The following is a 17608-nucleotide window of genomic DNA, read 5'->3' as shown; positions in this document are numbered from 1 at the left end:
CAGCACTTCAAAGAACAAAACAGCAGGTGACGTCATGGCCACACCCCAACAATTGCAACTGCTGGCACCTTTGTCCGGCGTGCTGATGCCGCTGGACCAGGTGCCCGATCAGGTGTTTTCCAGTCGCGTGATTGGCGACGGTCTGTGCATCGACCCGACTTCGCAAACCTTGTGCGCACCGCTGGCCGGGGTGATCAGCAATGTGCAGGTCAGTGGGCATGCCGTCAGCATCACCGACGACAATGGCGTGCAGGTGTTGATGCACATCGGCCTCGATACAGTGAACCTGGCAGGAAAGGGCTTCACCCGATTGGTTGAGGAAGGTCAGCGGGTGGCGGTGGGGCAGTCGCTGATCGAGTTCGATGCCGATTACATTGCCTTGAACGCCCGCAGTTTGTTGACCTTGATGCTGGTGGTCAGTGGTGAGCCCTTCACTTGGCTGACACCGGAAACGGGTTTGGTAGACAGTGGCCAACCGCTACTGAGTTTGAAGCCCATCGAGCAGGCAACGGATGAGCCAGTGCCGGAAGAGGGCGAAGCACTGTTTTCCAAACCGGTGACACTCGCCAACCCGAACGGTTTGCACGCCCGTCCGGCAGCGGTGTTCGCTCAGGCGGCGAAAGGTTTTTCGGCGAGCATTTACCTGCATAAACAGCAGGCGAGTGCGAACGCCAAATCGTTGGTGGCGATCATGGCGTTGCAGACGGGGCACGGTGACGTTGTGCAAGTCAGTGCGGCCGGCCCGGATGCTGAAGCGGCGATCAAGACGCTGGCCGAATTGCTGACCGCCGGGTGTGGCGAGACGGTAGCCGTGATGGCAGAAGTCGAGACGGTTGAAGCTTCATCGCTGAACGTTTTGCGCGGAGTCTGTGCCTCGGCGGGTTCGGCGTTTGGCCAGGTTGTGCAGATTGCCGAGCAAACACTTGAAGTGAACGAGTTCGGCGTCGGTCCGCAGCTTGAGCGAGAGCATCTCTCCCGTGCTTTGGTCGCAGCGGCGCTGGCCTTGCAGCAGTTGCGCGACAACGCCACCGGTGACGCCCAGGCAGAGATTTTCAAGGCGCACCAGGAACTGCTTGAAGACCCGAGTCTGCTGGATCAGACCGAGGCGCTGATCATCGAAGGCAAAAGTGCCGGGTTCGCCTGGCGCGCGGCCACCGAGTCGACGGCAACCTTGTTCAAAAGCCTGGGCAATGCCTTGCTGGCGGAGCGGGCGGCGGACCTGGCTGATGTGGGCCAGCGAGTGCTCAAGCTGATCCTCGGCGTACAGGATCAGGCGATGGAGCTGCCTGAAGGGGCGATCCTGATCGCCGAACAACTGACGCCGTCACAGACCGCCGGGCTCGATACTCGCAAGGTACTGGGTTTCGCCACGGTCGGTGGCGGCGCTACCAGCCACGTCGCGATCCTCGCTCGGGCGTCCGGTTTGCCGGCGATCTGCGGGTTGCCCGTTCAGGTGCTGGCGCTGGCCAACGGCACTCAAGTGTTGCTGGACGCCGACAAGGGCGAGCTGCATCTGGACCCGGACCTGGCGGCCATCGAGCAGCTGCAGGCCAATCGTCAGCGCCAGCAGAAGCGCCATCAACATGAGCTGGCGCACGCTGCGTTGGCGGCTTGTACTCGCGATGGTCACCACTTTGAAGTGACGGCCAACATCGCCTCGCTGGCTGAAGCGGAGCAGGCCATGGCACTGGGAGGCGAGGGCGTCGGACTGTTGCGTTCGGAGTTTCTTTATCTGGACCGCAATCATGCGCCGAGCCATGACGAACAGGCATCCACCTACAGCGCCATCGCCCGCGCCCTGGGGCCGGCGCGCAATCTGGTGGTGCGTACTCTGGATGTCGGCGGCGACAAACCGTTGGCCTACGTGCCAATGGACAGCGAAACCAACCCGTTCCTCGGCATGCGTGGGATTCGTTTGTGTCTGGAGCGCCCGCAGCTGTTGCGCGATCAGTTCAAAGCGATCCTGAGCAGCGCCGGGTTGGCGCGTCTGCACATCATGTTGCCCATGGTCACGCAGCTGTCGGAGTTGCGACGGGCCCGGCAGCTGCTTGAGGAAGAGGCGCTGGCATTGGGTCTCACTGAGCTGCCGAAACTGGGGATCATGATCGAAGTGCCGGCAGCGGCACTGATGGCCGATCTGTTTGCGCCTGAAGTGGATTTCTTCTCGATCGGCACCAACGACCTGACCCAGTACACCCTGGCCATGGACCGCGATCATCCGCGCCTGGCCAGTCAGGCCGACAGCTTTCATCCGTCGGTGCTGCGTTTGATTGCCAGCACGGTGAAAGCCGCTCATGCCCATGGCAAATGGGTCGGAGTGTGCGGCGCCATGGCTTCGGAAAAACTGGCGGTGCCGCTGTTGTTGGGGCTTGGGGTGGATGAACTGTCGGTGAGCGTGCCGTTGATTCCAGCGATCAAAGCGGCGGTTCGCGAAGTGGATCTGCTGGACTGCCAGGCCATCGCCCAGCAGGTGCTGGGCCTGGAAAGCGCCGAGCAAGTGCGCGAGGCGTTGCGGCTGTATCACGAGGCGACGGTCGATACTTCACTGGTACTGGAGAACTGAGCATGTTCGAGAAAATGCAGCGGGCGTTCTGGAAAGCGTTAACGCCGGATCTGGTGGTGGATGAACCGAAAGTGGTTGCTCAGCCTGTTTCTGGCCTGGCCCCGGAAATCGTCGCCGCACTGGGCGGAATGGATAACCTCAAGTCGCAGCAGCGGGTGGCGCTGACCCGGGTTCGGGTGGCGTTGCGGGATGTGGCTCGGGTCGATCGGCAGGCTCTAAATGTGGTCGGGGTGCCGGGAGTCATGATGCTGGATGACGGGGTGGTGCATCTGATCACTGGCCTCCAAGCGTCAACATAACCCTGTGGCGAGGGAGCTTGCTCCCGTAGGGCTGCGCAGCAGCCCCAAAAACCTGCAATCCGGTCATGCCTGACACACCGCACTGCCCGGTTTACGACTGCTACGCAGCCGAGCGGGAGCAAGCTCCCTCGCCACAAAAGCCGCCCGGCGCTACTCCGAAGGCCGAGCCTTCAATCGTCGCCCTAACACATCCAGCACATCACACCCATCCCGCAACGGAATGGCACAGAGCAAAGCAAAATCACTAAGAATGAAGGACTGACACTCGATCGAGCCGCGCATGGACAAGTTCTCCATCACTTGGGTGACGGCGCGAATTCGGTAGTTGGCAGCGTCATACAAAACATCCAGCGGCGCTTGGGTGTCGACGAACAGGGTTGGCATGTCGTCGCAATTGCTGGTGAGCGCCATGAAGCGGTTTTTGGGGTGGGGGATTGGTTTTTCGTAGGGTGGATCGGGGGTAAGGGTTTTCATCAGTTTGAGTCCTAACGTATGGATTGAAGCCGCCAGAAATCACTTCCACGCAAATAGGTGGCGGCTGTACGCAGGTGTGGAAGACCGGGACGTTAGGCACCCGGCGCACTCGAAAGCGCCCCGCGCACAGCCACCATAAAACACAGACGATAAAACACGCCGAACTGGTGACGCTTGATGCGCCTAACGATAGAAGGGCTTCCACACCCTGTCACTGAATTTGCAGTGACAGCTAAGAGACTATCGATGAGGTCCGTTGCGCACCAGTTCATGAAAACCGCTACGAGTTGAAGGAAACTTCCGACGACCTTGCCCAGAAATTTCGCCTTTCCTGCCCGAACGCCACATCAATCCTTTCCACGCTGACTTTCACATATTTCTCATTGAACTGAGGGAATTCGTAGTGAAGTTCAAGATTCATGAAATCTACGAATGACCGAAGAATGGGGCCGTCCAAGTACCCAGAAACAAAGCAGGAAAATCCAAGATCCGTCATTTCAGCTTTTCGATCAGACCCTTGGGCGAGCATTACGCCGTCGGAGTCAGGTAAAACCAAGTCGAATTCCACGGCATATTGCTTTCCCGCTTCAATCGCAAAGGGACAGTAGCTCGCGAAGCACTTAACCGTCACGCCTTCAACAAACAATACAACTGCCTCCTCAACGACTTCGTCGATTTCAAGAATTAATGCGTTGTATTTTTTTGTCATTTACAGGCATCACTGCTTATCCCGCGGGCCGCCATTTATCACGTGACAACCCATAAAAGCCGATAGTTCTTAATAACCAATGCAACATTACCAATTAACTTTGTTCTTGAAGTATAGATTCGACATAGAGCCAGATATTCTCTCTACCTTCCCAAGATTCATGTACTCATTGAAATCTCGCTTTAGCGCTTCCTGATCTGTGTATTTAGGATGCAAACGAGGAACTTCGCATGCGTATATGTATAGCCTCCACACATCAAATCCGTCGACCCGCTCACCTGGACCATAATCGAAATCCACGCATACTTCTGGAAAATACACCCTACAACCGACACCATGTAGTTCGTAATTTATGCCTGCTAAAACTTCACCCCGCTGCGGAATTTCCTTTGCTCTCCATAGCCTAAGAATACATTTTTTACCAAATCGCCCCTCAAGCAAGTCTGTAGCTTTTTTCACCTGATTCAGAAAATCATCAATCAAATATTCAAGATCTTTATTCTTCATCTTCTTGACCTCACCAGCCTGTCATGCCCTACGTTATCAGCAGACTCTTTTATTTCATCAATGTTATTGAAAACACTGTGATGACTCATAATATCTTTTATCAATACGATACTGACTTTGGTGTGAGTTTGCCTGGCCGCAGAAGCCCTATGATGTCCATCGACTATATAGCGGTTACCGTTATGCTCCACAACGTCGATTGGCCAATTGTCGTCATACCCGCTTTTTTGCATTTTGCCAGCTATAGTTTCTACTTGCTTGGTGGAGGTTTTTCCCTCTATCGCATGAGTTCTTTTCAAACTGCCTGGATCTACGCCACTGATCACAGTAGGCAGCGGCGGCTCACCCTCATCAACCTTAGCGCCAGTCGTATCATCCGGTGCCTTACAACCTGGCTTATTCGGCGGCGGGCAATTCCCGCTCAACCCCAACGGATCAACCCACCCCGTCGGATTCGGCGTGTACTGATACTGGTTCAGCCCACCCGCCAACTTGACCGGGTCCGGCATCAGGTAGCGGCCAACCTCCGGATCATAGTACCGATGCCGGTTGTAATGCAGGCCGCTCTCGGCGTCGAAGTACTGCCCTTGAAACCGCAACGGCTGATCGAGTTGCTCTCCCCCACCAAACGCCAGACGAGTGACCTTGCCGTAGGCGTTGTACTTCGCTGACCAGACGATTTCGCCGCTGTAATCCGTGAGCTCCTGCGGCGTACCCAGGTGATCGAGCTGGTAGTAAAACGGGCAAGCCTTTCGCGGGCCTTTGCCGTCGAGCATGGCCAGGGGGCGGAAGCTGCCCGGTTCGTAGACGTAGCTGCGGTAATGCTCGCGGCTGCTTTCGGCGATGAGGTGGTCGCCTTGCCAGAAGAACTCGGTGGTGTTGCCGTCGACAGTTTTGCTGATGCGACGGCCGAAGGCGTCGTAGCGGTAACTGGCGCTGCGGCCGTCCGGGGTTGTGACGCCGACCAAACGGTGTTGGCAGTCGTAGCGGTATTCGGTGACGAGTTTTTGCGCGGTGCCGCGGCGTTCGCGGATGAGGTTGCCGAAGGCGTCGTAATCGTAGTGGCGGTCGCCTTGCAGGAGCAGGCGGTTGCCTTTGACGGTCGCGGCGCCGGGGCGGTCCTGCATCAGCAGGTTGCCGGCGGGGTCGTGGGCGAAGCTTTCCGGTGGGTCGTCGCGGGTGTGGCGGACGCGGGTCAGGCGGTCGAGCGGGTCGTATTGGTAATTGCGTTGGCCGTGGCGGGTGTCGGCGATGCTGTCGAGATTGCCGTTGCCGCTGTAGGCATAGTCGCGGCGATACAGCGTTTGGTGCTGTTGACTGACAGCGTGGGCCTTCAATCGGCCCTGATCGTCGTAGGCATATTCGCTGAGCAACTGCCCCTGCTGGCGTTGCTGTTCGCGGCCGAAGGCGAATTGGTGAGTGGTGAGTCGCGCGCCGTTGAGGTCGATGGCCGTCAGCGCGCCGCCCTTGGCGTGGTGGTAATCGAGTTTGCTGCCGTCCGGCAGGCGCAGGCGATTGAGCTGACCGCAGGTGTCGTAGCCATAGCGCAAGGTGCCCCAGCCTTGGTGTTCGGTGATCAGCCGGTCCTGCTGGTCGTACTCAAATTCCAGCGGGTGGTCGTGACCGTCGTCGACGCTGACCAGTCGGCCGAGGCTGTCGTAGCGGTATTCAACCTTGATGCCGTCGGGCAGGGTTTTGACCAGCAACCTTCCCGTAGAGTCCCGCTCATACGACGTTACCAACCGCGAGCCGTCCTCGCCGAACTCGGTTTTCTCCAGCAGTTGGCCGTTGAGGTCGTAGGCGTATGCTGTGCGCTGGCCGTCGAATCCGGTTTCCTGTCGGATCAAGCCGTTCGGCGTGTAGTCCAGCTGATATTTTTCACCGGATTCGTTTTCGATTTCCGTGAGCAACAGCTGGGCGTTGTCGTAGCGGTACTTCAGCTGGGTGCCGTCGGCATTGATGCGGCGGCTGACCAGGTGCAGGTCGTCGATGTATTCGTAGCGTGTGACGCGGCCCAGTTCATCGCGTTCGGCGGTGATCTTGCCGTAGGCGTTGTAGCTGAAGGCGCGGCTGGCGCCTGTGGGAAGCGTCGTCTGGATCAGTCGGCCAACGGCATCCCATTGGTACTGGGTAACGGCACCGTGTTCGTCCTGACGGGTAATCTGCCGCCCCAGTGCGTCGTAGGAAAACCGCCGCACACCACCGTCCGGCAAGGTCTCTTCAAGCAGCTGCCCCAAGGCGCTCCAGACAAACACATGCCGACTGGTGTCCGCGTAGCGGATCGACAGCAGCTGCCCTCGTTCGTCGTAGTGATAGTGAGTGACATGACCGTCAGGATCGATCGCTTCGGTGACGTCACCCTGGGCGTTGCGCTGATATTTCCAGACGGCTTTGCCGCGAAACCGTGCATGCAGAAAACCGTTGCGATACTCGTAGGCCGTCGGCTCATCTTCCGGCGGAATCAGCGCAACCAATCGTCCGATTTCGTCGTAGCGGTACTCAGTGACGGCGCCGAGCGGATCCTGCTCGGCAATCAACCGCCCCTGGTCGTCATAGGCCTTGAGCTGTTCGCCGCCGTCCAGCTCGACCTTGCGCACCAGTCGCGCCCGGTCGTCGTGGACGTAAACCTCTTCACTGCCATCGATGTTCTGGACGGTGACACTGCCCTCGTCATCCCAGACATAACGCGCGTCCATCTGCGAAAACGACGCCCAGTGGCGGACACATCGGGCCGCCTTGCCGGACCTTTCCCACTCCCAGAAGAAACTCGCCCCACCGGTCAATTGCCGCTGCAGGATGACGTGCTGATCGTCGTAGTCGTAACGCTCGCTTTCGCCGGCAGCGTTGGTGGCTTCGATCAGTTGATCGCGTTCGTCGTAGCTGTAACTGACCAGTGTCTGCTCGGTGTGCCAAGCCTCGTCGAGGGTCTGGGCCGGGACAAAAACCTGATAGTCGACGGCGACCAAATGGATGCGGTCATAGCGCAATCGCAAGGCACGGCCGGCGCCATTGTCGAGGCGTTTGATGCGGTTTTGTCGGTCGCGGGTGATGCGCAGGCGGTTGTTGTAAGCGTCGCTGATGGTTGCCAACCGACCGTTATGAAAGTGATAGAACCGTGCATCCTCGCCAGCCTGGGCGAGGATCAATTCTTCGGGTTCATCGCCCAGATAAATCGCCGCCCGCGAGAGGCTGTTGTGGATCGCCGGGCGTTCACTGTTTGGCAGCGGAAAAGTCGTACGACGGTTTTCGTGGTCGATCCAGATGACGGAGTCGCCATCGATTTCCAGTCGATGGGCGAGACTGTGACTCCAGCCGAAACCGAGGCCGATATCGATCTCGGCGGCGCTGGTGCGATAGAGCCGGGTGAAGTCGAACGGCAAAATCCCGTCCAGTACACCGTCGGTGAGTGTTAGCAGTTCTTCGCCGGTGACCATCGACACCGGACAATTGTTGGTGCAGGTCAGCGGCACGCAATCGGCGCTGTCGCCATTAGGGTTTTTCGCCTGCGCTGAGGCGTCATCGTGGTGTTCGTCTTTCTTCAGTGACGCATTGCGACGAGCGCTCCAGTTCAACTGCATCCGGCCTTTTTTCATGCCGGCAGCGATGCCTCGGGCAGCGACTTTTTTGTAGCGGTCGACGTAGCTGATAAAGTTATTGATGATCGTGAAAATCGCCTTCACGAGACGCAGAACAGCGCTGAGTAATTGTGTAGCTCGATTAGCCAGCCGCATCGTCAAATAGGCGATACCGGCCCCCGCTGCAGCGAACGTCAGAACGATGCCAATCAGGATGTCGATCAACAATTGCACCACCACCGTCGACACTGCTTCGGCAGTATTTCCGGCGAGCTCGCCGGGCGGCAGCATGTCCAACCAGAGGCTGGCGGTGCGTAACAGCAAGCACAGCGCCGCTTCGTCACTCGCCAGCAGTTGGACTTTTTCCATGACATCCGGGGCGGTTTCCGCGAGTTTCTTCAGCTCTGTGGCGCTCTCGCCCAACCGCTCACCAAACTTCCCTGGATCCTTGAGGATGTCCGAAAGCAGGCCGATGCCGTCCCACACGCCCTCTATTGCCGCCCAACTTCCCGCGAGCATTCCATTGCCTACAGCAACCGAAGAAGATTCCGGCCACTTCGGCTTAAACGTCTTCCATTCATCTTGCAGCCAGTTTTCGAGCTCATTCGTCAGGCCATCGTAGGAAGAGAAAAGATCTTCAACGTGCTGCGGTGTGACTTCGTTGTGGACGTGAACGCGGTAGAACTTGCCGGGTGTACCGGTGAACGTCCCCTTGCCGTTTTTATCGAGTGTGACCGGCGTCTTTTCGCCGCCATCGCTGGCAATCACATCGACCTGAATGTTGCCCACCGGAATGTCATAAACCGACTCGAACTTGCTCTCGATTTCTAGCAATCCACCTTTCGGGCATTGCACGACGGTGGATAAAAACTCGTCATCGCCGCTGCTGACAGCGGTGCTGGAGTTGCCGAACCGGATGATCCGCTCCATGCCCATCAGCGACGGAAGATCAGCGGCGCGGCTGGCCTTGTCGGCGGCCCTGTTGAACCAGTGTTTGAGCTGTTCGCGATAGAGCGAAAGGGTGTGCGGGAAGCTGTCGAGTTCCTGCTCGATGCGGGTGATGTGCTCCATCAACGCCCCGAAAAATACGAAGTTGCTGGAGAAAAGGAGTCGAACATGGGCAATCCCTGGCGCAGAAAATTAGGCGCTGGGACTTTGCGGGGGATCGATCAGGAAAGAAGTCGGGAAAGGTGGAAATGGATGTAGGGTGATTCCCTGATTAACGGCGACTAAATAACGATCAGCGAAGCGGCCACAAATCCAGTAATCACATTGCATCTGACATATCGCGCTGGATGGTTTCACGACTGCTGCGCAGCCGAACGGGGCGATGCGACATTCCGACAAGCCCCCTCGCCACAGATGCATTGCCAGCCATGCTTTGACTGTGACCATCCGCCACCCCACCCTTACTGTTTCTCAACCGCAGGTGTATCGTATTCGCCTTTTACAGGCCCACGGGCCTGTCGCTGATACGTGAGGTAGTTGAGTTCATGTCCTTTACCCGTCGCCAAATCCTCGGTGGCCTGGCCGGTCTTGTTGTCGTTGGTGTCGGAGCGGGGGGGGCGTCGCGGTACTGGTTGGGCAAAATGGCCGACGCCGACGCGGGCCACGACTATGAGTTAATCGCCGCACCGCTGGACGTCGAACTGGTGGCCGGGCACAAGACCGAAGCCTGGGCGTTCGGTCCGTCGGCGCCGGGCACCGAGTTACGCGTGCGTCAGGGCGAATGGCTGCGGGTACGTTTCATCAACCACCTGCCGGTTGCCACTACCATTCACTGGCACGGCATTCGTCTGCCGCTGGAAATGGACGGCGTGCCCTACGTCTCGCAGCTTCCAGTGCTGCCGGGCGAATACTTCGACTACAAATTCCGCGTGCCCGACGCCGGCAGCTACTGGTATCACCCGCACGTGAACAGCAGCGAAGAACTCGGTCGCGGGCTGGTCGGCCCGCTGATCATCGAAGAGCGCGAGCCTACCGGCTTCAAATACGAAAAGACCTTGAGCCTCAAGAGCTGGCACGTCGATGAAGAGGGCGCTTTTGTCGCGTTCAGCATTCCTCGCGAAGCGGCCCGTGGTGGCACGGCGGGACGTCTGTCGACGATCAACGGTGTCTCGCAAGCGGTGATCGAATTGCCCGCCGGGCAGATCACCCGGGTGCGCCTGCTCAACCTGGATAACACCCTGACTTACCGCCTCAATATTCCAGGTGTCGAAGCGCAGATCTACGCGCTGGACGGCAACCCCATCGAACCGCGCCCATTGGGCAAGGAATACTGGCTCGGCCCGGGCATGCGCATTTGCCTGGCGATCAAGGCCCCGCCGGTCGGTGAAGAGCTGTCCCTGCGCAACGGCCCGGTACGACTGGGCACGTTCCGTTCGGTGGCGAACACCGATGCCCCGACCGAATGGCCTCCCGCGCTGCCCGCCAACCCGGTGGCCGAGCCGGACCTGGCCAACGCGGAGAAACTCAACTTCAATTTCGAATGGGTAGGCTCAGTGTCGGTGAACGTCGACAATGGCAAGCCGCCGAGCCTGTGGCAGATCAACGGCAAGGCCTGGGACATCACCGACAAAACCTGCGCCGACCGCCCGATTGCCAAGCTCGAGAAGGGCAAGAGCTACATTTTCGAATTGAAAAACATGACTCAGTATCAACACCCGATTCACCTGCACGGCATGAGCTTCAAGGTGATTGCGTCGAACCGGCACAAGGTCATCCCGTACTTCACCGACACCTACTTGCTGGGCAAAAACGAGCGCGCGCAAGTGGCGCTGGTGGCGGATAACCCGGGGATCTGGATGTTCCACTGCCATGTGATCGACCACATGGAAACCGGCCTGATGGCCGCCATCGAGGTGGCGTAATGCGTCAGATACGTCCCACCGCAATCATCGACCGCAGCCGTGATCGTGACTTCATGCGCGAAGCCCTGGCCCTGGCCGCCCAAGGCGCGGCCCTGGGTGAAGTGCCGGTGGGCGCGGTGCTGGTTCAGGACGGTGAAATCATCGGTCGGGGTTTTAATTGCCCGATCAGCGGTAATGACCCGAGCGCTCACGCCGAGATGGTCGCGATCCGCGCGGCCGCGTTGGCAGCCAGCAACTATCGTCTGCCCGGCAGCACGCTGTACGTGACGCTTGAGCCGTGCAGCATGTGCGCCGGGCTGATCGTGCATTCGCGGATTGCGCGGGTGGTGTATGGCGCGCTGGAGCCAAAGGCCGGGATTGTGCAGAGTCAGGGGCAGTTTTTTACCCAGGGATTTTTGAATCACCGGGTGCTGTATGAAGGCGGGGTGTTGGCGGAAGAGTGTGGGGCCGTATTGAGCGAGTTCTTCAAGGCCCGAAGAGCCAAACCAGCAGACTAAATACAGAACTAATGTGGGAGCGGGCTTGCTCGCGAAAGCGGTAGATCAGTCAACATTTCTGCTGAATGTTAAACCGCTTTCGCGAGCAAGCCCGCTCCCACATTTGATCTCCATTGGCAGGGAGATCGGTGTTTTACTTGCGGGCGACGATCACGGCACGCATCGGCGCGGGCAGCCCTTCAACCGTCTTGCTGTGATCTTCCGGATCAAGGAAATCGCTCAGCGACTGATACTTCATCCACTCTGTCCCGCGCTGTTCCTCGACCGTCGTCACGCTCACGTCCACACAGCGAACATCCGTGAATCCGGCCCGACGCAGCCACAGCTCCAGCGCCGGCACCGACGGCAGGAACCACACGTTACGCATCTGCGCGTAACGGTCTTCCGGGACCAATACCTGTTGCTGATCGCCCTCGATCACCAGCGTCTCCAGCACCAATTCGCCACCCTTGACCAGGCAATCCTTCAGCGCCAGCAAATGCTCGATCGGCGAGCGACGGTGATAGAACACTCCCATGGAAAACACGGTGTCGAAACCTTCCAGATTCGGCGGCAGGTCTTCGAACGGGAACGGCAGGTGCCAGGCATTGGGTTCGGACAGGTAACGCTGCACCGCCTGGAACTGACAGAAGAACAGCCAGTTCGGATCGACACCAATCACGCTGTCGGCACCCGCGCCGAGCATGCGCCACATGTAATAGCCATTACCGCAACCGACATCGAGGATGCGTTTGCCCTTCAGATCCAGATGCGGTGCAACTCGCGACCACTTCCAGTCCGAACGCCATTCGGTGTCGACATGCACACCAAACAGATCGAACGGTCCTTTGCGCCATGGTGACAAGCCCATCAGCGCAGTGCGCATCTGCGCACGAGTTTTGTCATCGCAATCGGTGTCCAGCGTCAGACCATTAAGCAGATCGACTTCGCTCGGCTGAATCTTCGGCAAGGCGTCCAGCGCACTCTGCCAGCGCTCCAGATCGCCATGACCTTTTTCCATTTTTTTGTCGAGTTGCGCTTGCAGCGTGTTGGCCCAGTCGGCCAGTGGTGTGCCGGCCAACCGGCGGGCGAGGGGGGACAGATCAATCATGGCAAGGCAATCAACGAGGCAAAGTTAAGACACTGGAACCACGGCACGACTTTCGAGAACCCGGCGGCCAGCAGGCGCTCGCGGTGTTCTTCGAGGCTGTCGGGCTTCATGACGTTTTCGATGGCGCTGCGCTTCTGGGCGATCTCGAGTTCGCTGTAGCCGTTGGCGCGTTTGAACGCGACATGCAGATCGGTGAGTAGCGCGTGTTCGTCCGGATCATTGAAGCGCAGCTTCTCCGACAGAATCAGCGCGCCACCGGGCAACAGCGATTGGCGGATGCGCGAGAGCAACGCCGTGCGCTGTTCCGGGGCGATGAATTGCAGGGTGAAGTTCAGCGCCACCACCGAGGCTGGCTGGAATTCGAGGGCCAGGATGTCGCCTTCGATCACTTCGACCGGCAGCAGCTCCTGGAACATCGAGTCCTGACCATTGAGGTACTCGCGGCAGCGTTCAACCATCGCCGCCGAGTTATCCACAGCGATGACGCGGCAGCCGTCGGTGCGCACATGGCGGCGCAGCGCCTGGGTCACGGCGCCCAAGGACGAGCCGAGGTCGTAGAGCACGCTGTTGGGCTGGGCAAATTGCGCAGCGAGCACGCCAAGGTTTTCAACGATGGTCGGATAACCCGGCACCGAGCGCTTGATCATGTCCGGGAACACCCGCACCACGTCCTCGTTAAAGGCGAAGTCAGGCACCTGGGCCAAAGGCTGGGCGAAAAGGCGATCGGGTTCTTTGCTCACGGCGGTTCCAGCGGCGTAGGTGGAAAAGGCCGGCATTTTAGCCAAATTGACGGGGGGATGCTTGGGTTGTCTGATAAACCGCTGCGGACAGTGACAATCCATTGTGGCGAGGGAGCTTGCTCCCGCTGGGCTGCGCAGCAGCCCCAAATCTGGCGAGCGCTGCGCACTCCAGCGGGAGCAAGCTCCCTCGCCACAGGGGTTCAGCGTTGATCTTGAGCAAACGCCGACGCCGCAATTCCCCATTGTCCCAGCCAGTAGCTGAGGATGATGACGTAAGGCGCCGCATGAAACGGCGCGACAAACCGGTTGATGCCAATCACGCTGTCCGAAAACACAAACGCCACCGCACCTGCCGCCGCCAGCAGCGCCGAGCGTTTGGGCACGTCGGTGCCGAGTCTGGCCAGCGCGCGCCAAAGCATGGCGCTGATGGCCAGACCGTAGACGATCACCGGGATGAGCAGCGGACCCAGCCCATTGGAGATCAAGATCCCCAACAACACCGCGCCGCCCCCTAAAGCGATGATCAGCGGCAACAACGCCACCCGCCGGCAATCGCTCAAATAGGCTTTCAGATACGCCAAGTGGGCGACCAAAAACGCCCCGAGACCGAACACAAACAAATCCCCGGGCCATGCCAGCAGCACGTCGCCGACCAGAGAGAAAATCAATCCAAGGCTGATCCAGCGCCGATATTCGCTGGGCGGTGCGTCATGCAACCAACCGAGCAAGGCCAAAACCGGCAGCGGTTTGACCAACAGGCAAAGCAACGCCGCATGCACGCTGACGCCGTAGAGGAACGTCACCGCGCCCATCAGCGCCAGAATCAGCCAGCCCATGATCAGTTAACCGAGATCGCGCAGTCGAAGGTTTCCACTGCCGGTACTTCCGGTGCCCATGGCTGTGAGTAGGTCAGGCGCAAACGGCCCGTGCCCGCGGCGAAGGACTGGAAGCGCCAGGTCGAAATGCCGGCGCTGCCGACGATCCCTGCATCTTGTGGGTTGCTGTAGACCTCGGGGCTCAGCGCGCGCAATACGCCACCGGCCGAATCCTGGATCGCCCAGCGGTAACCCGTGGTCGGGTTGCTTGGCAGGGTCAGGATCAGGTTTTGCCCGCTGTGCAGCTTCACCGGGCATTCGCTTTGTTTTTCCACTGTCACGTTCTGTTTTGGTTGCGTGGCACACGCGGCCAGCAAGGAGAGGGCGAGGGGAACAAACAGGCGGGTGGGGGACATAAGGTCAGTGGCTCCGGCATTCACGACGAACGGCGAGCATAACTGAAGATGAGACAAATTGTGACGAGGAGGAGAGATCGTTCCCACGCTCTGCGTGGGAACGATCAGTTACGGGAGTTAGAACAGAATTTTTGCCACATCCGCAAACCGCTTGGCAAAGTGCACGGTAAGCCCTTCTTTCAGATAATCCGGCAATTCTTCAAAGCTACCGCGATTAGGCTCCGGCAGGATCAATTCGAAAATCTTCTGCCGCCGCGCTGCAATCACCTTCTCGCGCACGCCGCCAATCGGCAATACATGCCCGGTCAGCGTCAGTTCGCCGGTCATGGCGATGCCTTTTTTCGGCGCCTGGTTGCGGGCGAGCGAGAGCAGGGCGCTGGCCATGGTTACGCCGGCGCTTGGGCCGTCTTTGGGGGTCGCGCCTTCCGGGACGTGCAGGTGGACGAAGGCTTCGTCAAAGAACTTCGGATCACCGCCGAACGACTTCAGGTTGGAGCTGACGTAGCTGTAGGCGATCTCCGCCGACTCCTTCATCACATCGCCCAATTGCCCGGTGAGTTTGAAGCCACGGTTCAAGGTGTGAATGCGCGTGGCTTCGATCGGCAAGGTCGCGCCGCCCATGCTGGTCCAGGCCAGCCCGGTGATGACGCCGGTACCGGACAGCACTTGCTCGTTACGGAAGACCGGATGGCCGAGTGAGGCTTCGAGGTCTTTCGGGCCGAGCTTGATCACCGCTTTCGGCTCGTCGATCAGTTTCACAACGGCTTTGCGCACCAGTTTGCCCAGTTGTTTTTCCAACTGCCGAACCCCCGCTTCACGGGCGTATCCGTCGATCAAGGCTTTGAGGGCGCTGTCGCTGATACTCAGGCTGCCCTTGGACACGCCGGCCTTTTCCAGTTGCTTGGGCCATAGGTGACGCTTGGCGATGGCGATTTTTTCTTCGGTTATGTAGCCCGACAGGCGAATCACTTCCATGCGGTCCAGCAACGGGCCGGGGATCGAGTCCAGGGTGTTGGCGGTGCACACGAACAGCACTTTCGACAGGTCCAGACGCAGGTCCAGGTAGTGGTCGAGGAATTCGACGTTTTGTTCCGGGTCCAGAGTTTCCAGCAACGCCGAGGCCGGGTCGCCCTGGTAGCTCTGGCCCATCTTGTCGATCTCGTCGAGCATGATCACCGGGTTCATCACTTCGACATCTTTCAACGCATGGACGAGTTTGCCCGGCTGCGCGCCGATGTAGGTGCGGCGGTGGCCCTTGATCTCGGCTTCGTCGCGCATGCCGCCGAGGCTGAAGCGGTAGAACGGCCGACCGAGGGATTCGGCGATGGATTTGCCGACGCTGGTCTTGCCCACGCCCGGCGGACCCACCAGCAGCACGATGGAGCCGCTGATCTCGCCTTTGTAGGCACCGACCGCGAGGAACTCGAGGATGCGGTCCTTGATGTCGTCGAGGCCGGCATGGTGTTTGTCCAACACCTTGCGTGCGTGCTTGAGGTCAAGTTTGTCCTCGCCGTACACGCCCCACGGCACCGAGGTCGCCCAGTCGAGGTAGTTGCGGGTGACCGCATACTCCGGCGAACCGGTCTCGAGGATCGACAGTTTGTTCATTTCCTCTTCGACGCGTTTTTGCGCCTGGGGCGGCAGAACCTTGCCTTCCAGGCGCTGTTCGAACTGTTCGATGTCGGCGCTGCGGTCGTCCTTGGTCAGCCCCAGCTCTTGCTGGATAACCTTGAGTTGTTCCTTGAGGAAGAACTCGCGCTGATGCTCGCCGATCTTGCGGTTAACTTCGGCGGAAATCTCTTTTTGCAGGCGTGCGACTTCGACTTCCTTGCGCAGCATCGGCAGGACTTTTTCCATGCGTTTGAGCATGGGCACGCAGTCGAGCACCTCTTGCAGCTCGCTGCCGGTGGCCGACGTGAGGGCGGCGGCGAAGTCGGTCAGCGGCGACGGGTCGTTGGGGCTGAAGCGGTTGAGGTAGTTCTTCAGCTCTTCGCTGTACAGCGGGTTGAGCGGCAGCAGTTCCTTGATCGCGTTGATCAGCGCCATGCCGTAGGCCTTGACCTCGTCGGTCGGCTCGGTGGGCTGGTGCGGGTATTCGACTTCGACAAGATATGGCGGGCGATGGTGTTTGAGCCAGGTGCGAATGCGCACGCGAGTCAGGCCTTGGGCGACGAATTGCAGTTTGCCGTTTTCGCGACTGGCGTGATGCACCTTGACCAGCGTGCCGTAGAGCGGCAGGGCCGAGGTGTCGAAATGGCGCGGGTCGTCCTGGGGCGTGTCCATGTAGAACAGGGCCAGGGAGTGGTGATCGGATTTGCTCACAAGGTCCAGCGTTTCAGCCCACGGTTCTTCATTGACGATGACCGGCAGCACTTGGGCCGGGAAGAACGGGCGGTTGTGGATCGGGATGATGTAGACCTTGTCCGGCAGGTTTTGGCCAGGCAGGGCGAGGCCTTTGCCGGTGGAGTGGTGTTCGGCGTTCTCTGGGTCGGCGTATTCGCTCGGGTCTTCGGGGAATTCTTGCTGGTCGCTCATGGGGCACCTGCGCAATTGGGTATGGGTGTTAGATGGGGCAGGTGGGGGGTGGTTTCAATGGCTCTGGATATTTCTGGGTGTGTGTTCAGGGTTTTGACAGGTGTGTTTGACTTGGCGGCCTTTGGGCCGACCATGCTCTAGTTGATGTGGGGGCATATCCATTCCTGCGGTAACGGCGGCTGGCGGTTTCGCCCTTACGGCGAGGCACTTTTTTCAAACGCCAAAAAAGTACCCAAAAAGGCTCGCCCCAAGCGTCCGGCCCCTCGCTTGGGCTCGGCGTTCCTTCGCTCCGGTATCCATCCGGGGACACTGCCCTCCGGTCTGCTTCGCGACGACCTACATGCAGCGTGTTCGACTGCGTCGAACGGCGCTGCGCGCCACTCCCCGGATGCACACCTCCACTCAGCCTCCCGACGGGGCGGGTGGATCAAGATCAAGTGCTGCAGGCGAGCTAACGCTCGGCCTGTTGAGTGGTGAGGGGCGAAAGGCTTACCCGATTCAATGTGGTGTGGCAGAAA

The 17608-nt window shown here is 59.3% G+C and carries 13 protein-coding genes; 4 read left to right on the top strand and 9 right to left on the bottom strand.

Annotated features, from left to right (window positions below; genetic code table 11):
- Positions 1–34: 34 nt before the first annotated feature.
- Both ptsP and ACSQ87_RS26305 read left to right on the top strand, forming a co-directional pair.
- Positions 35–2563, top strand: a complete 2529-nt coding sequence (gene ptsP / locus ACSQ87_RS26310) for a phosphoenolpyruvate--protein phosphotransferase (RefSeq protein ID WP_436274711.1) — start codon at positions 35–37, stop codon at positions 2561–2563.
- A gap of 2 nt (positions 2564–2565) precedes the next feature.
- Positions 2566–2862, top strand: coding sequence for a PTS transporter subunit EIIB (locus ACSQ87_RS26305; protein WP_436274710.1), 297 nt, complete (start codon positions 2566–2568; stop codon positions 2860–2862).
- Positions 2863–3012: 150 nt separating this feature from the next.
- Here ACSQ87_RS26305 and ACSQ87_RS26300 read toward each other — a convergent pair whose 3' ends face one another.
- The 4 genes from ACSQ87_RS26300 to ACSQ87_RS26285 all read right to left on the bottom strand — a co-directional run bounded on the left by ACSQ87_RS26300 (position 3013) and on the right by ACSQ87_RS26285 (position 9198).
- Positions 3013–3336: a hypothetical protein gene (locus tag ACSQ87_RS26300; protein ID WP_415773393.1), complete on the bottom strand. Its 324-nt coding sequence runs from the start codon at positions 3334–3336 to the stop codon at positions 3013–3015.
- Between the two features lie 280 nt (positions 3337–3616).
- Positions 3617–4045, bottom strand: coding sequence for a hypothetical protein (locus tag ACSQ87_RS26295; RefSeq protein ID WP_436274709.1), 429 nt, complete (start codon positions 4043–4045; stop codon positions 3617–3619).
- An 87-nt stretch (positions 4046–4132) separates the two neighbouring features.
- The gene (locus tag ACSQ87_RS26290) at positions 4133–4552 is read right to left on the bottom strand and encodes a DUF6896 domain-containing protein (RefSeq protein ID WP_436274708.1); all 420 of its coding nucleotides are present in this window, start codon (positions 4550–4552) and stop codon (positions 4133–4135) included.
- Complete coding sequence (locus ACSQ87_RS26285; protein WP_436274707.1) at positions 4549–9198, bottom strand: RHS repeat-associated core domain-containing protein; 4650 nt, start codon at positions 9196–9198, stop codon at positions 4549–4551. Before ACSQ87_RS26285 ends, ACSQ87_RS26290 begins: the two co-directional genes overlap by 4 nt.
- A gap of 422 nt (positions 9199–9620) precedes the next feature.
- On the opposite strand from ACSQ87_RS26285, the gene ACSQ87_RS26280 reads away from it, so the two are divergent.
- Complete coding sequence (locus tag ACSQ87_RS26280; protein ID WP_436274706.1) at positions 9621–10997, top strand: multicopper oxidase family protein; 1377 nt, start codon at positions 9621–9623, stop codon at positions 10995–10997.
- Complete coding sequence (gene tadA / locus ACSQ87_RS26275) at positions 10997–11494, top strand: tRNA adenosine(34) deaminase TadA (protein WP_218538327.1); 498 nt, start codon at positions 10997–10999, stop codon at positions 11492–11494. Before ACSQ87_RS26280 ends, tadA begins: the two co-directional genes overlap by 1 nt.
- A 133-nt stretch (positions 11495–11627) precedes the next feature.
- Here the strand turns inward: tadA and cmoB are convergent, their stop codons facing one another.
- The 5 genes from cmoB to lon all read right to left on the bottom strand — a co-directional run bounded on the left by cmoB (position 11628) and on the right by lon (position 17090).
- Positions 11628–12584 carry a tRNA 5-methoxyuridine(34)/uridine 5-oxyacetic acid(34) synthase CmoB gene (gene cmoB, locus ACSQ87_RS26270; protein WP_436274705.1) on the bottom strand — a complete coding sequence of 319 codons (957 nt, stop codon included), beginning with the start codon at positions 12582–12584 and terminating at the stop codon, positions 11628–11630.
- Positions 12581–13360 carry a carboxy-S-adenosyl-L-methionine synthase CmoA gene (cmoA, locus tag ACSQ87_RS26265; protein WP_177338866.1) on the bottom strand — a complete coding sequence of 260 codons (780 nt, stop codon included), beginning with the start codon at positions 13358–13360 and terminating at the stop codon, positions 12581–12583. Before cmoA ends, cmoB begins: the two co-directional genes overlap by 4 nt.
- A 164-nt stretch (positions 13361–13524) precedes the next feature.
- Entirely contained in the window at positions 13525–14160 is a 636-nt protein-coding gene (locus ACSQ87_RS26260; protein WP_436274704.1) for a lysoplasmalogenase, read from the bottom strand.
- A 2-nt stretch (positions 14161–14162) separates the two neighbouring features.
- Positions 14163–14555 (bottom strand): protease inhibitor I42 family protein, encoded by a 393-nt coding sequence (locus ACSQ87_RS26255; protein ID WP_046049264.1) that lies wholly within the window; start codon positions 14553–14555, stop codon positions 14163–14165.
- Positions 14556–14672: 117 nt separating this feature from the next.
- Complete coding sequence (gene lon / locus ACSQ87_RS26250; protein WP_436274703.1) at positions 14673–17090, bottom strand: endopeptidase La; 2418 nt, start codon at positions 17088–17090, stop codon at positions 14673–14675.
- Between the last annotated feature and the right edge of the window lie 518 nt (positions 17091–17608).

This window comes from Pseudomonas sp. LjRoot277 (assembly GCF_964253845.1).
Classification (GTDB): Bacteria; Pseudomonadota; Gammaproteobacteria; order Pseudomonadales; family Pseudomonadaceae; genus Aquipseudomonas.
Note: the sequence above shows the minus strand (reverse complement) of the source record. Positions and strands in the feature narration are given on the sequence as shown.